Raw genomic sequence first — 14062 nt, 5'->3', positions numbered from 1 at the left:
CAGGAGAAGATCATGGCGGACTGGGTAACAGGTAAAGTCACAAAGATACAGTTCTGGACCGATGCGCTATTTAGTCTCACCCTGCTTGCTCCCGTCCACCCGTTTAAAGCCGGGCAATTTGCGAAGCTGGGGCTGGATGTCGACGGCGAGCGCGTGCAGCGCGCCTACTCTTACGTTAACGCGCCTGATAACCCGGATCTCGAGTTCTATCTGGTCACCGTTCCTGACGGTAAACTCAGCCCGCGCCTTGCCGCCCTAAAGCCCGGCGACGAGGTGCAAATCGTGAGTGAAGCAGCAGGCTTCTTTGTGCTCGAAGAGATCCCGGATTGTGACACGCTCTGGATGCTGGCAACCGGTACGGCCATCGGCCCTTATCTCTCTATTTTGCAGTACGGCAAAGACCTGGAGCGTTTTAAAAACATCGTGCTGGTTCACGCTGCGCGCTACGCCGCAGACCTGAGCTACCTGCCGCAGATGCAGACGCTGGAACAGCAGTACGGCGGAAAGTTAAAGATTCAGACGGTGGTCAGCCGCGAAACCGTAGCAGGAACGCTGACCGGTCGCGTGCCGGCGTTAATTGAGAATGGTGCCCTGGAAGAGGCGGTGGGTTTACCGATGACGGCTGAAACCAGCCACGTCATGCTGTGTGGCAACCCGCAGATGGTACGCGACACGCAGCAGCTTCTGAAGGATACCCGGCAGATGACGAAACATCTTCGCCGCCGACCGGGCCATATGACCGCCGAACACTACTGGTGATCAGCGGTATTTCACCTCAACGGTGTCTTTACCGTATTTGTTTTCGCTCTGGGTGCCAATAAACGCGCCCAGATCGACAACCATCATCACGAAGATAATGCTCGGCACCATCCTACCCACTACCCACGGCAGGATGGACGGAAGCATCGCCCAGTTTCCCGCCACCAGCATCCACGCCAGAATAATCAGAAATGCCCACGCGCCGGAGCGGCCGCGATCGTGCAAGCGTTTCACCACGACAGCCGCCGTTGGCCAGAGCAGGCAGACCAGCGCGAAGGCCGCCGTTTGCGTGCTCAGCCACGCGTTATAGGCGACGAAAAACAGAAGCAGCATGGCGACAACCCACGTCACCATCCAGATCCAGAAATCACGGCGTCCAATACGCCCTTTGAATGAAAACAGCCACTGCTGTATGGTCATGTAAGGTTCCTTATTATCGTTTAGCCCGCATTTTACCCTGGAGTTGTGACCTTTTGACAAGCCGACCAGATATCGTTTTAATCATGAGCACTTACGGCCAGGGGCAATGTTGATGAAAAGTTCGGCACATTCTCTATTCCTGTGTTTAGCGCTGCTCAGCGCGGGTTTTACCCTGCACGCCGCCGAAACCACAGCCCCGACCACAGCACCGTACCTGCTGGCGGGCGCACCGTCGTTCGATCAGTCTATCAGCCAGTTTCGTGAAGCCTTCAATCAGGCCAATCCCACGCTGCCGCTGGATGAGTTTCGTGCCATTGATGGCCCCCGCGACACTCCTACCCTGACCCGTGCGGCAAGCAAGATTAACGAGAATTTGTATGCCTCCACGGCGCTGGAGCGCGGGACGTTAAAAATCAAAAGCATGCAAATCACCTGGCTGCCGATACAAGGGCCAGAGCAGAAAGCCGCGAAGGCGAAAGCGCTGGAGTATATGAGCGCGGTATTGCAGGCGTTTACCCCTGCGCTGACGAAAAAGCAAAGCCAGCAAAAGCTGCAAAAACTCCTCACCGCCGGTAAAAATAAGCGTTACTACGCCGATACCGAAGGCGCAATCCGCTATGTGGTGGCGGACAACGGCGAAAAAGGACTGACCTTCGCTGTTGAACCGATTAAGCTGGCACTATCTGACACCCTCGGCGGGGCGAATTAATGACAAAAAGCAAAGCCTTTCGAGGGAAAATCTCTATACTGATTCACAGACCATGCTGCCCGACAGGGTGGCCATATTCCTTAATTCGCTTATTGAGCGTGGAGAATTGAAATGCGACATCCTTTAGTGATGGGTAACTGGAAACTGAACGGCAGCCGCCACATGGTAAACGAACTGGTTGCGAACCTGCGTAAAGAGCTGGCTGGCGTGACCGGCTGCGCGGTTGCTATCGCTCCGCCGGATATGTACCTGGATCTGGCTAAACGTGCCGCTGACGGCAGCCACATCATTCTGGGCGCGCAGAACGTTGACGTTAACCTGTCTGGCGCGTTCACCGGTGAAACGTCCGCTGAAATGCTGAAAGATATCGGCGCGAAATACATCATCATCGGCCACTCCGAGCGTCGCACCTATCACAAAGAATCCGACGAGTTCATCGCGAAGAAATTCGCCGTGCTGAAAGAGCAGGGTCTGATCCCGGTTCTGTGCATCGGTGAAACCGAAGCAGAAAACGAAGCGGGCAAAACTGAAGAAGTGTGCGCACGTCAGATCGACGCAGTGCTGAAAACGCAGGGCGCAGCAGCGTTCGAAGGCGCGGTTATCGCTTACGAGCCAGTCTGGGCGATCGGTACCGGCAAATCAGCCACCCCTGCGCAGGCTCAGGCGGTGCACAAATTCATCCGTGACCACATTGCGAAAGCTGACGCCAAAGTGGCTGAGCAAGTGATCATCCAGTACGGTGGTTCCGTTAACGCGTCTAACGCTGCTGAGCTGTTCACCCAGCCAGACATCGATGGCGCGCTGGTTGGCGGTGCATCCCTGAAAGCGGACGCTTTCGCGGTGATCGTTAAAGCGGCAGAAGCGGCTAAACAGGCGTAATTGCCTTTGTGGCGGGTGGCGCTTTGCTAACCCGCCCTACGGTTCTTTAGGCCCGGTAAGCGTTAGCGCCACCGGGCTTTTTTACAGCCGTCCCAGCAGGCTAAACCACAGATAATCCAGCGGCAGCAGCACCAGATACGTTGCCACCGCCAGCGCCAGACAGAGCACCATCCCCGCCCTGGCAGGCACTTTTCCTAACCCCATCGCCACCACGATCGGCGACGCCTGATACGGCAGCAGCGGCGTAGAATAGCCCAGCACCTGAATCATGATCACCGACAGCAGCGGGAAGCCGGTCGCATCCGAGAAGCTCTGCGCCAGGGTGGTATACAGCGCCGGAACGCCGTTGGCGGTCATGATGAAGTTGAGTGCGGTGGTAATACCGGTCAGCGCCAGGAAGCTGGTGAACGGCCGGTCTGCATCCAGCGGCATAATGCGGAGCAACGCCTCGCCCACCGCCGTTCCGATACCGGTTTGCGTCACGACGATTGCCAGCCCCAGAATACCGGCAACGTAGATGCAGGTGCGCATATTCACCCCCGCAGAAAACTCCTCCCCGGTGATAAAACCGATGCGCGGCAGCATAACGATGACCGACGCCGCCAGCCCGGTCCAGGCGGGCCCCACGCCGTGCCAGCTCTCCGTCACCCACATCCCCAGCACTATCGCCAGCAGCCAGGCAAGACGCTTTTCATCCCGGCCCATGGGTTCAGACGGCACCTGTTTCTGAGGGGGTTTGGGATGACCCGGAAAAAGCCAGCAGATCAGGCCAATCAGGATCAGGCCTTTGAGAATGCCCAGCACCGGCGTGTGCAGCAGCAGATACGGGACATAGTTCAGGTGGATGCCGTACGAACCTTCTGCCGCACCGCTCATCACCAGGTTAGGCACGTTAGCGGGCAGAATCGTCGCCGAAAGCTGGAACGTCCCGAACCCTACCGCCAGCGCCAGACCAAACCAGGCGCGGGAGCCGTCAGCGATACCGGCGCGTTTCGCCATTGCGGCGACAATCGGCATCAGCAGCGCAATACGTCCCATATTCGACGGCATCACAAACGCCAGCGCATAGCTCAGCAGCACCACGCTCGCTACCATTAATACCCAGGAGTCGGTGAGCTTTGCCGACAGCGCCCGGGCGGCCCGGTCCGCCAGCCCGGTTTTACGTATCGCCACGCCGAGCACGAATCCGCTGAAGACCAGCCAGAAAGCCGACGAGGCAAAACCACCGAAGATCGTCTCCGGCGGGGCGATCTTCGCGGTCATTGCCGCCGTGAAGAACAGCAGCGCGGTAATGAACTCAGGCAATAGCGACGTCGCCCATAGTACGATGGTGACGCCCACAATCAGTGAAGGTAGCAACAGAGGATACGTTGACCAGAGCGACATACCTGTCTCCTGTAGAATTTTTCAGCAAGTCTACGGCGACAGGCAGGGCGAGTAAACGCTATTTATGGTGGGGTCAATTAAGGATAGCGCATTGATGATCCTGCAGTTCCTCAGCCGACGCGCGGTTAAGCATCAGCAGGTTGCGCTCGGTGGCCAGCAACACAAACGAACCATCTGACTGCTGCGCCATTGCCAGCGCGAAGCGCCCCATATGGTCGCGCGCTTCCGGCAGTTCTTCAGCCAGCATCATGAACGGGCTGCGCTGCACCAGTTCATTCTCCGTCACCCGACGAGCAAGATACTCATGCCCTTCCAGGCCGCCAGGAAGGGGCAGCCACTGGGTGCTGATGTCTCCCTGTGCCGCGTTCAGCTTCTCGCGCACGTCCGGGCGCAGGCAGGAGATATGAATGTGAAAATGGTTCTGCGTGCGCCCTGTCGGCGAGTTAATCGTCAGCGAAATGGCGCTGTCGGGCACCTCGCTTCCACGCTTCAGGGTCATAAAGCTTCGCGACTGCCAGGCCAGCCAGAAAAAGTTCGGCGTATGCGCTTCGGTCAACAGCGGGCTTTCGGTGCCGTTGATGCGATATGTCGGCATCAGCAGATATTGCAGCGGCCCGTTGCGGTCTTTAAAGACTACATAGCCTGCGTCAGGCTTCACCTGCGCACACGGTGCCGGGTTACGGTGTTGCAGTTGATTCGGCAGGCACTGGTCGAGAACGATATGTCGCAACGCATTCGGATTACCCGCTTTCATCCAGTACCAGCCGCCAGCGGCAAGGGCGATGACAATGAGGATCAATAAGATAATTTTTTTCACGACGCGTTCCCTGTTTTCAATAGAGGCAAAAGAGTAACGCAAAATGATGACCAAATAAAAAACCCGGCGGATTTCTCACGCCGGGTCACCGTGTCGTTTATTTATGTTCAGCGCTGGCTGATCTGGTCAAAGGTGCCGCCGTTAGAGAAGTGCTCTTTCTGCGCTTTCGTCCAGCCACCGAAAACATCATCAATGGTGAAGAGCTTCAGTTTCGGGAATTCGCCGTCATATTTCTTCGCCACAGCCGCATCGCGTGGACGATAGAAGTTCTTCGCTGCAATCTCCTGACCTTCCGGCGAGTAGAGGTACTTCAGGTAGGCTTCCGCCACCGCTTTGGTGTCTTTCTTCTCAACCACTTTATCGACAACAGAGACGGTCGGCTCAGCCAGAATAGATTCGCTTGGGGTCACGATCTCAAACTTATCTTTACCCAGTTCGTTGGTCGCCAGCAGGGCTTCGTTTTCCCATGCGATCAGCACGTCGCCAATCCCGCGCTCGACGAAGGTGTTGGTTGCACCGCGCGCGCCGGAGTCCAGCACTTCGACGTTTTTGTACAGCGCTTTCACGAATTCCTGGGCTTTAGCCTGGTCACCGTTGTTGTGGTGCAATGCATAGCCCCAGGCGGCCAGATAGTTCCAGCGTGCGCCGCCGGAGCTTTTCGGGTTAGGGGTAATAACTGACACGCCCGGCTTAATCAGGTCATTCCAGTCATGGATCTGTTTCGGGTTGCCTTTACGTACCAGGAAAACGATGGTCGAGGTGTAGGGCGCGGAGTTATCCGGCAGGCGTTTGATCCAGTTTTTGTCGATACGGCCACGCTCGGCGATCGCGTCAACATCGTAGGCCAGCGCCAGGGTCACCACGTCGGCTTCAATACCGTTGATGACGGAGGTCGCCTGCTTGCCAGAACCACCGTGAGACTGGCGAACCACGACATTGTCGCCGGTTTCCTGCTTCCAGTGTGCCGCAAACGCTTTGTTGTATTGTTCATACAGTTCACGCGTCGGGTCGTATGACACGTTCAGTAACTGGATATCCTTAGCCAGAACGCTGGTCGATGCCAGCAATAATGTTAAACCCACGCCCCATTTATTCATCGCCCAGCTCTCTTGTGTAGTGTTTTGATGAATGCAGCGTGCCAGAAAGCGAATCGAGGATTAAAGAATAAAAAAAGATTGGCTATAACGTAGTGGAATAAAAAAGCGTGTACGCATAAAAAAGCCGGGTGGCGGCTACGCCTTACCCGGCCTACGAGTCGTGCTTTTGTAGGCCGGGTAAGGCGAAGCCGCCACCCGGCACAAACCAAACGCCGATCAGTACAGTTTTTTCGCGCAGTCCAGCCAGTCACCTTTGAACGGACGCTTCATGTTTTCAATCGCGTCGATGATGTCATGGTGAACCAGTTTCTCGTTCTGAATACCGACGCAGCGGCCGCCGTGGCCCTGCAGCAGCAGTTCGATTGCGTACGCGCCCATACGGGACGCCAGAATACGGTCATACGGGCCAGGGGAACCGCCACGCTGGATGTGCCCCAGTACGGTTGCACGGGTTTCACGCTTGGTTTCGGTTTCGATGTACTTCGCCAGCTCGTCTACGTCACAGATGTGCTCGGTGATAGCCACGATCGCATGTTTTTTGCCTTTCGCGATGCCGGCTTTGATTTCAGCTACCAGATCTTCACGGCTGAATTCCACTTCCGGAACCACGACAAATTCACAGCCACCCGCAATCGCCGCAGCCAGGGTCAGGTCACCGCAGTAACGCCCCATCACTTCAACGATAGAGATACGCTGGTGGGAAGAAGAGGTGTCACGCAGGCGGTCAATCGCTTCCACAACGGTGCCCAGCGCGGTGAAGTAACCGATGGTGTAGTCGGTGCCTTTGATGTCGTTGTCGATAGTGCCCGGCAGACCGATGCACGGGAAGCCCATTTCAGTCAGACGTTTTGCACCCATGTACGAGCCGTCACCGCCGATAACCACCAGGGCGTCCAGTCCACGTTTTTTCATGTTCTCGATAGCCACTTCACGAACGTGTTCATCACGGAATTCCGGGAAGCGCGCAGACCCAAGGAAGGTACCGCCACGGTTGATCATGTCAGACACGCTGTAACGGTCGAGCTGAACCATACGGTCTTCATACAGACCCAGGTAACCATCATAGATACCAAAAACTTCCAGACCTTCCGTCAGCGCCGCGCGGACAACCCCACGAATTGCCGCGTTCATGCCCGGCGCATCACCGCCGCTTGTCAACACACCGATTTTCTTAATCATGACTACCTCTGAACTTAGGAATGCAAAATTGAAATCTGTTGCCGGAAGAAACTTATCGACCAACGAATACTGCAAATAGTATATCAATCCCTTCCAGCTGAATTGATTCAGGTCAGACCAAATGGCGGTAATTTATACACAAAATGCTGGCCTGGCTCACTTTTTTACAACGAATTACGAAAGCCCAACATGTCCGGGTATAACCGAGCAGGGATCCTGGTGAATGATGACGTCTGAACCAGGAAAACGCTGCAAAATCGCCTGCTCGACCTGCTCAGCAATCACGTGAGCCTGAACCAGTGGCAGGTTGTCTTCCATTTCAATATGAATCTGAATAAAGCGGGTCGGCCCTGACTGCCGCGTTCGAAGATCGTGTGCACCGCTGACGCCGGGCCAGGCGGTCACGATAGAAAAAATTTCATTACGTTCTGAGTCCGGGAGGGCGCGGTCAAGCAGCGATTGCACTGCTTCATACCCCATCCGCAGGGCGCTATATAAAATATAGATACCAATCCCTAACGCAAACAACGCATCGGCCCGATGCCAGCCATACCAGGCCAGACCGAGCGCAATAAGAATAGCCCCATTCATCATAACATCAGATTGATAATGAAGCATATCCGCCCGTACGGCCTGACTTTGCGTTTTGCGAACGACCCAGCGCTGGAACGTTACCAGAACAAGTGTGCAAATAAGTGCAACGACCGTCACAACGACGCCGACGCCGGGATCGTTCATCGGTGTCGGCGAGACGAGATGCTGTATGCCGGTGAGAAACAGGAACAGCGCAGAACCGGATATGAACATGCTTTGCGCCAGCGCGGCCAGCGACTCCGCTTTACCGTGCCCAAAGGTGTGCTCTTCATCCGCTGGCTGCAGCGAGTAACGTACGACCAGCAGGTTGGTCAATGAGGCGGCAATGTCCATCAGCGAATCCACCAGCGCCGCCAGAATACTGACCGAGCCGGTATACCACCAGGCAAAGATTTTAATCAGTAACAGGCTGGATGCCATGACGGTCGCCGCGATGGCGGCCCGGCTGACCAGTCTTCCATAGGATTGATTCATAAACGCTCCTGTCATGTCATGCCGCTAGTATAACGGAAGCATGTGGAGTCGAAGGATGAATAAACGGTTAACAAACCAGAATGTGGGGCAAAAAAAAACCCCACATCATGTGGGGGAAGACAGGGATGGTGTCTATGGCAAGGAAAACAGGGTTTACTGGTTACTACGGGTACTGCTATTGCTACTGAAAAACGAGGTTTCTGAGCTTCGCTGCATCCGTGCAACCTCACGCAGCTGATCCATACGCTGCTGATGTTTGGTGTTCAAAACCGCTTGCTGCTCCGGCGTTAGCAGGTGGAACATCTGGTTGCGGACCTTCGCCATCTCTACCTGGCGAGCAACCTGTTCCTGTGCCATTTTTTCGGCCTGAGCGCGCACAGCGCTTTCGTCAAAATTTTCTGCGGTGACAAGGCGATGCATTGTCTCCATTTCGCTAACATTAACAGGGGGCTGGTCGTGTCTCGCCCTCTGCATCAGATCTCGCATCTGTTGACGCTGATGTTCGGTTAAACTTATGCCGTCAAACATATGGCTTTGGCTACTGTGCTGCGTTGTGTCCTCTTGTGAGGAACCGTTATCGCTGATGATAGCTACAGCAGCCTGGCTAAACGCACTGAACGCCAGCGTTGAGGCCATGACGGCAGCGGTAACTTTGCGCATCACTTGCTCCCAAAATCTTTCGTGTCGCGATTCAACGAGAGACAGTCTACGATTCAGGCTGCAAACATGCGTCAGGGGGTGTAAAACAACGTAAAGTCATGGATTAGACAGCCTTGATGTCGTAATTTCTGCCTCGGAGGTATTTAAACAATGAATAAAATCCTGTTAGTTGATGATGACCGAGAGCTCACATCCCTTTTAAAGGAGTTGCTCGACATGGAAGGTTTCAACGTCCTGGTTGCCCATGATGGCGAGCAGGCGCTGAGTCTCCTTGACGACAGCATCGATTTACTTTTGCTCGACGTGATGATGCCGAAGAAAAACGGCATTGATACGCTGAAAGAGCTTCGCCAGACACACCAGACTCCCGTTATCATGCTGACCGCGCGCGGCAGCGAACTCGACCGCGTACTCGGCCTTGAGCTGGGCGCGGATGACTATTTACCGAAGCCGTTTAACGACCGCGAACTGGTCGCCCGTATTCGCGCGATCCTGCGTCGTTCCCACTGGAGCGAGCAGCAGCAGAATACAGACAACAGTTCACCGACCCTTGAAGTCGACTCCCTGAGCCTGAATCCGGGCCGCCAGGAAGCGAGCTTTGATGGCCAGACGCTCGAACTCACCGGCACCGAGTTCACCCTGCTGTATCTGCTGGCACAGCACCTCGGCCAGGTGGTATCGCGTGAACATTTAAGTCAGGAAGTGCTGGGCAAGCGTCTTACCCCGTTTGACCGCGCCATCGACATGCACATCTCTAACCTGCGCCGTAAGCTGCCGGAGCGTAAAGACGGTCACCCATGGTTTAAAACCCTGCGTGGTCGCGGTTATCTGATGGTTTCCGCTTCATGATAGGAAGTTTAACCGCCCGCATCTTCGCCATCTTCTGGTTGACGCTGGCACTGGTTTTAATGCTCGTACTGATGTTGCCAAAACTCGACTCACGCCAGATGACGGAGCTGCTCGACAGCGAGCAACGTCAGGGCGTGATGATCGAGCAGCACGTGGAAGCCGAGCTGGCAAACGATCCGCCAAACGATTTGATGTGGTGGCGCAGGCTATTTCGCGCTATCGACAAGTGGGCGCCGCCCGGACAACGCCTGCTGCTGGTGACCAGCGAAGGCCGCGTGATTGGCGCCGATCGCAATGAAATGCAGATCATCCGCAACTTCATTGGCCAGGCAGATAATGCCGATCACCCCCAGAAGAAAAAATATGGCCGTGTAGAGATGGTGGGGCCGTTCTCCGTCAGAGATGGCGAGGATAACTATCAGCTCTACCTGATTCGCCCCGCAAGCAGCTCCCAGTCCGATTTTATCAACCTGCTGTTTGACCGCCCTCTCCTGCTGCTGATTGTCACGATGCTGGTCAGCTCGCCGCTGCTGTTATGGCTGGCGTGGAGCCTGGCAAAACCCGCACGTAAGCTGAAAAACGCCGCCGACGAAGTGGCGCAGGGCAACCTGAGGCAGCACCCGGAACTGGAGTCCGGACCGCAGGAGTTCCTGGCCGCCGGGACCAGTTTTAACCAGATGGTGAGCGCGCTCGATCGCATGATGACGGCCCAGCAGCGCCTGCTGTCGGATATCTCGCACGAACTGCGTACCCCGCTCACGCGCTTACAGCTGGGCACCGCCCTGCTGCGCCGCCGCAGCGGAGAAAGCAAAGAGCTGGAGCGCATCGAAACCGAAGCGCATCGTCTGGACAGCATGATCAACGACCTGCTGGTCATGTCGCGCAATCAGCAGAAAAACGCGCTGGTGAGCGAAACGGTGAAAGCCAATCATCTGTGGCATGAAGTGCTGGATAACGCGGCGTTCGAAGCGGAGCAGATGGGCAAATCCTTCACCGTTAACTTCCCGCCGGGTCCATGGCCGCTGTACGGTAACCCCAACGCGCTGGAAAGCGCGCTGGAAAATATCGTGCGTAACGCCCTGCGCTACTCGCACACGAAGATTGAGGTGGCGTTCTCGGTGGATAAAGACGGGATCACCGTCATCGTCGACGACGACGGTCCTGGCGTCAGCCCGGAAGACCGCGAGCAGATTTTCCGTCCGTTCTACCGCACCGACGAGGCGCGCGACCGGGAATCGGGCGGTACGGGACTGGGGCTGGCGATTGTGGAAACCGCCATGCAGCAGCACCGCGGCTGGGTGAAAGCCGACGACAGCCCGCTGGGTGGGCTGCGGTTAACGCTGTGGCTACCGTTGTATAAGCGTTCGTAGCTGTTAGTGCCGGGTGGCGGCTTCGCCTTACCCGGCCTACTTTTTACGGAGGTCTATTTTCCCCACAACCTCCGCGAATTATCCTCGATCTTGCTGCTTAAACGCCGTTTCTGCATCGTTCTTGTCCAGCTGGTCGACAGCCCCGCCGCCGACAGCAGGCGATGATACTGCTCGTCATCAAACGGCATATGCCACGCAATGGCGCAGGCATCGTAAACAGACACCTCACTCAGGCGTGATACCAGCTCAAGCGGCGCATCCGCTGAAACCTGCCCAGCCAGCACCACCCGGTACAGCCAGCCGGTTTTACCCGCGCTTTGCATCTGAGCCGACATGTCATGAATGCCGAAATGGTAGTTGAGCTTGAAGCACGGCGAGCGCGGCTGCGTCACCTGAATCAGGGCATCGCCCCAGCGGTAGATATCACCAATAAACACGTTCTTTTCGGTGAGCCCTTCAGTGGAGAGATTTTCACCAAACGCGGGAGCAACGAAGAGATCCGCCTGCTCGGGGAACTCCGCCTTCCAGTGCTGATAGTGCTCGCGCGGATAGTGGCACAGCGCGCGCTCCGGCCCGCCGTGGATCTTCTTTTCGGCCTGCTCGTCACCCGCAAGCCCGAGGTCGGTTAACGTCAGCTCACCGTCGACCTGAATTTTGGCGATGGCGCTCGGGCGGCTGCCGTCGTACTCCCTTACCTTGCCTGTAAATACATTCACCGGATAATGCATCGCTGCCTCCATTACGCAGATACAAAAAAAGCGAGCCATCAGACTCGCTTCTCACAGGCGTCAATGCAACCTTATTTTTTAGCGGCGAAACGCGCTGCTGCTTCGTCCCAGTTCACCACGTCCCAGAACGCTTTAATGTAGTCCGGGCGACGGTTCTGGAATTTCAGGTAGTAAGCGTGTTCCCACACGTCCAGACCCAGGATTGGGAAGCCGGATGCGCCAGAGATCGCTTCACCCATCAGCGGGGAGTCCTGGTTCGCGGTAGAAACCACGGCCAGTTTGTCACCTTTCAGTACCAGCCACGCCCAGCCAGAGCCGAAGCGGGTTGCAGCGGCTTTCTCGAACTCCGCTTTGAAGTTATCAACGGAACCGAAGTCGCGCTCGATAGCCGCTTTCAGGTCGCCCTGCAGGGTAGTACCGGTTTTCAGGCCTTTCCAGAACAGGCTATGGTTAGCGTGACCGCCCGCGTTGTTGCGCAGCACGGTTTTCTTGTCCGCTGGCAGCTGGTCCAGCTTGGTGATCAGCTCTTCAACAGGCAGGTTAGCGAACTCAGGCAGGCTTTCCAGCGCGGCGTTCGCGTTATTCACATAGGTCTGGTGGTGTTTAGTGTGATGGATTTCCATCGTCTGCTTGTCGAAATGCGGTTCCAGTGCGTCGTAGGCATACGGCAGGGATGGCAGTGTATAACTCATAATCCTCTCCATTATTGTCGGGCGGCACAGCTGTTAATGCCGCGTAAGCAGTTGGTTCATTATAGTTAATTAAATGATATTGAAAATGATTATCAATGCCGTAGTTTTTATAAGGTTATTCATTTTTTGACCAACGCCGGAATAGTGAATGGGTTCAGGGTGTTAATGGACTTCTAGCGCCTTATTGCCCGCCGCTATCTCCTCCCTGCTGCTGAGCGTAAACGCCGACACCACCGTAATCGCCAGCACGAAACAGCCCAGCATCAGGTACGTCTCCTGGAAACCGATCCGGTCATACATATTCCCGGCAAACGCGGAGAGAAAAATCGCCGCCGACTGTTTCGCGAACTGGAAGCCAATCAGATAGATAGTCGCCGAAAGACGCGTATCAAACACCCCGGTGATGTACTTGAAGGCCCCTACCAGCAGGAACGGTACCTCCAGCGCGTGCAGCATCTTCAGGGCAATCACTTCTACGGCGGTGGTGGCAAACGACGAGCCAATAATGCGCGTCGCCATAATCACCCCGGCGATGAGCAGCGTGTTTTTCGCGCCGATGCGGTTAATGATCCACGGTGAACAAAACATGATGATCGCGTTGCAGATTTCCCCGGCAGTGGTCGCAAAACCAAAGGCGCGAGTGCCCTCCTGCGGCGTGGCGAAGAACGTTTTGAAGAAGGTAGCAAACTGCTGGTCGAAGACGTCGTAGACGCAGGCCACGCCAATCACGTACAGAATAAACATCCACATTCTGCGCTGGCGGAACAGGCTAAAGACCGTTTTCGCGGTGATCTGCGGCTGGTTGGCACCCAGCGCATTCATCACCTGCGCCGTCTGGTTGGGTCTTGGCTTTGCGACCACCAGCAATAGCATCAACAGCAGCGCCGCCCCCGAACCCATCCAGAAAACATACGACGGATCGATGCCGAACAGGATCCCGCCCGTTGAGGCGCACAGCCCCCAGCCGAGGCAGCCAAACATGCGCGCCTTGCCGTACTCAAAGAAACTGTTACGGCTCACGCGTTCAATGTAGGCCTCAATGGCTCCTGAGCCCGCCGAAAAGACAAAGCCGATATAAATGCCGCCGCTCAGCGCGCCCAGCCAGATGTTAGCTTTCAGTAACGGCGCAAAGACGTAGAGGAAGAAAGGGGCAAACAGGAACAGCAGCACGGAGATGATCCACAGCAGGTGTTTTTTCAGCCCCAGTTTATCCGAGATCACCCCAAGCACCGGCTGGAAGGCAATGGCCGAGAGTGAGATGCAGGAGAAGACGATGCCGGTATGGGTTTTATTGAGGCCGATGATATCCGACAGCCAGATCGGCAGGAACGGAAAGCAGGTGGCCATGATGAAAAAGTAGAGAAAGAAGAACAGCCCGAATATCCAGAAATTAGGGTTGTCTTTGTGGGTACAGGTTGTTGTGTTCATTATTTTTATCCTCAACGGAGG

At 55.8% G+C, this 14062-nt stretch carries 15 protein-coding genes; 5 read left to right on the top strand and 10 right to left on the bottom strand.

Features of this window, described 5'->3' with window-relative positions; all coding sequences use genetic code 11:
- The first annotated feature begins 12 nt into the window (after positions 1–12).
- Positions 13–759, top strand: a complete 747-nt coding sequence (fpr, locus tag ACOTXI_RS20690; protein ID WP_058654112.1) for a ferredoxin--NADP(+) reductase — start codon at positions 13–15, stop codon at positions 757–759.
- On the opposite strand, the gene ACOTXI_RS20685 is transcribed toward fpr, so the two are convergent.
- Positions 760–1179, bottom strand: coding sequence for a DUF805 domain-containing protein (locus ACOTXI_RS20685; RefSeq protein ID WP_045416909.1), 420 nt, complete (start codon positions 1177–1179; stop codon positions 760–762).
- A 112-nt stretch (positions 1180–1291) separates the two neighbouring features.
- Between ACOTXI_RS20685 and ACOTXI_RS20680 the strand changes: the two genes are divergently transcribed.
- A complete protein-coding gene (locus ACOTXI_RS20680) occupies positions 1292–1888 on the top strand; it encodes a DUF1454 family protein (RefSeq protein WP_021242806.1) in 597 nt (198 codons plus the stop codon).
- A gap of 111 nt (positions 1889–1999) precedes the next feature.
- The gene (gene tpiA, locus ACOTXI_RS20675; RefSeq protein WP_003862019.1) at positions 2000–2767 is read left to right on the top strand and encodes a triose-phosphate isomerase; all 768 of its coding nucleotides are present in this window, start codon (positions 2000–2002) and stop codon (positions 2765–2767) included.
- 81 nt (positions 2768–2848) lie between these two features.
- Here tpiA and ACOTXI_RS20670 read toward each other — a convergent pair whose 3' ends face one another.
- From ACOTXI_RS20670 to cpxP, 6 genes are all read right to left on the bottom strand, one after another.
- Complete coding sequence (locus ACOTXI_RS20670; RefSeq protein WP_058654111.1) at positions 2849–4153, bottom strand: SLC13 family permease; 1305 nt, start codon at positions 4151–4153, stop codon at positions 2849–2851.
- 73 nt (positions 4154–4226) lie between these two features.
- Positions 4227–4970, bottom strand: a complete 744-nt coding sequence (locus ACOTXI_RS20665; RefSeq protein ID WP_025912303.1) for a CDP-diacylglycerol diphosphatase — start codon at positions 4968–4970, stop codon at positions 4227–4229.
- A 107-nt stretch (positions 4971–5077) separates the two neighbouring features.
- Positions 5078–6067 carry a sulfate ABC transporter substrate-binding protein gene (locus ACOTXI_RS20660; protein ID WP_021242803.1) on the bottom strand — a complete coding sequence of 330 codons (990 nt, stop codon included), beginning with the start codon at positions 6065–6067 and terminating at the stop codon, positions 5078–5080.
- Between the two features lie 216 nt (positions 6068–6283).
- Positions 6284–7246, bottom strand: a complete 963-nt coding sequence (pfkA, locus tag ACOTXI_RS20655; RefSeq protein ID WP_008501816.1) for a 6-phosphofructokinase — start codon at positions 7244–7246, stop codon at positions 6284–6286.
- 174 nt (positions 7247–7420) lie between these two features.
- A complete protein-coding gene (gene fieF / locus ACOTXI_RS20650) occupies positions 7421–8314 on the bottom strand; it encodes a CDF family cation-efflux transporter FieF (RefSeq protein WP_058654110.1) in 894 nt (297 codons plus the stop codon).
- Between the two features lie 153 nt (positions 8315–8467).
- Positions 8468–8974, bottom strand: a complete 507-nt coding sequence (gene cpxP, locus ACOTXI_RS20645) for a cell-envelope stress modulator CpxP (RefSeq protein ID WP_045336228.1) — start codon at positions 8972–8974, stop codon at positions 8468–8470.
- A 150-nt stretch (positions 8975–9124) separates the two neighbouring features.
- On the opposite strand from cpxP, the gene cpxR reads away from it, so the two are divergent.
- Complete coding sequence (gene cpxR / locus ACOTXI_RS20640; protein WP_006179159.1) at positions 9125–9823, top strand: envelope stress response regulator transcription factor CpxR; 699 nt, start codon at positions 9125–9127, stop codon at positions 9821–9823.
- The gene (gene cpxA, locus ACOTXI_RS20635; protein WP_003862003.1) at positions 9820–11193 is read left to right on the top strand and encodes an envelope stress sensor histidine kinase CpxA; all 1374 of its coding nucleotides are present in this window, start codon (positions 9820–9822) and stop codon (positions 11191–11193) included. The genes cpxR and cpxA overlap by 4 nt, the downstream gene beginning before the upstream one ends.
- A 53-nt stretch (positions 11194–11246) precedes the next feature.
- Here the strand turns inward: cpxA and yiiM are convergent, their stop codons facing one another.
- The 3 genes from yiiM to ACOTXI_RS20620 all read right to left on the bottom strand — a co-directional run bounded on the left by yiiM (position 11247) and on the right by ACOTXI_RS20620 (position 14041).
- Complete coding sequence (gene yiiM, locus ACOTXI_RS20630; protein WP_008501820.1) at positions 11247–11921, bottom strand: 6-hydroxyaminopurine reductase; 675 nt, start codon at positions 11919–11921, stop codon at positions 11247–11249.
- A gap of 71 nt (positions 11922–11992) precedes the next feature.
- Positions 11993–12613, bottom strand: a complete 621-nt coding sequence (sodA, locus tag ACOTXI_RS20625) for a superoxide dismutase [Mn] (protein WP_003861999.1) — start codon at positions 12611–12613, stop codon at positions 11993–11995.
- Between the two features lie 162 nt (positions 12614–12775).
- A complete protein-coding gene (locus ACOTXI_RS20620; RefSeq protein ID WP_021242800.1) occupies positions 12776–14041 on the bottom strand; it encodes an MFS transporter in 1266 nt (421 codons plus the stop codon).
- Positions 14042–14062 lie beyond the last annotated feature (21 nt).

Source organism: Enterobacter cloacae complex sp. BZL2005, assembly GCF_049238885.1.
GTDB lineage: Bacteria > Pseudomonadota > Gammaproteobacteria > Enterobacterales > Enterobacteriaceae > Enterobacter > Enterobacter roggenkampii.
This window is presented reverse-complemented; position numbering and strand designations above follow the sequence as displayed.

Bases quoted from the DNA above. Each gene is read 5' to 3' on its own strand.
- cpxR (WP_006179159.1), top strand. From the start codon at position 9,125: ATGAATAAAATCCTGTTAGTTGATGATGACCGAGAGCTCACATCCCTT.
- ACOTXI_RS20670 (WP_058654111.1), bottom strand. From the start codon at position 4,153: ATGTCGCTCTGGTCAACGTATCCTCTGTTGCTACCTTCACTGATTGTG.
- ACOTXI_RS20620 (WP_021242800.1), bottom strand. From the start codon at position 14,041: ATGAACACAACAACCTGTACCCACAAAGACAACCCTAATTTCTGGATA.
- ACOTXI_RS20680 (WP_021242806.1), top strand. From the start codon at position 1,292: ATGAAAAGTTCGGCACATTCTCTATTCCTGTGTTTAGCGCTGCTCAGC.
- yiiM (WP_008501820.1), bottom strand. From the start codon at position 11,921: ATGCATTATCCGGTGAATGTATTTACAGGCAAGGTAAGGGAGTACGAC.
- fpr (WP_058654112.1), top strand. From the start codon at position 13: ATGGCGGACTGGGTAACAGGTAAAGTCACAAAGATACAGTTCTGGACC.
- pfkA (WP_008501816.1), bottom strand. From the start codon at position 7,246: ATGATTAAGAAAATCGGTGTGTTGACAAGCGGCGGTGATGCGCCGGGC.
- ACOTXI_RS20685 (WP_045416909.1), bottom strand. From the start codon at position 1,179: ATGACCATACAGCAGTGGCTGTTTTCATTCAAAGGGCGTATTGGACGC.
- tpiA (WP_003862019.1), top strand. From the start codon at position 2,000: ATGCGACATCCTTTAGTGATGGGTAACTGGAAACTGAACGGCAGCCGC.
- cpxA (WP_003862003.1), top strand. From the start codon at position 9,820: ATGATAGGAAGTTTAACCGCCCGCATCTTCGCCATCTTCTGGTTGACG.
- sodA (WP_003861999.1), bottom strand. From the start codon at position 12,613: ATGAGTTATACACTGCCATCCCTGCCGTATGCCTACGACGCACTGGAA.
- cpxP (WP_045336228.1), bottom strand. From the start codon at position 8,974: ATGCGCAAAGTTACCGCTGCCGTCATGGCCTCAACGCTGGCGTTCAGT.
- fieF (WP_058654110.1), bottom strand. From the start codon at position 8,314: ATGAATCAATCCTATGGAAGACTGGTCAGCCGGGCCGCCATCGCGGCG.
- ACOTXI_RS20660 (WP_021242803.1), bottom strand. From the start codon at position 6,067: ATGAATAAATGGGGCGTGGGTTTAACATTATTGCTGGCATCGACCAGC.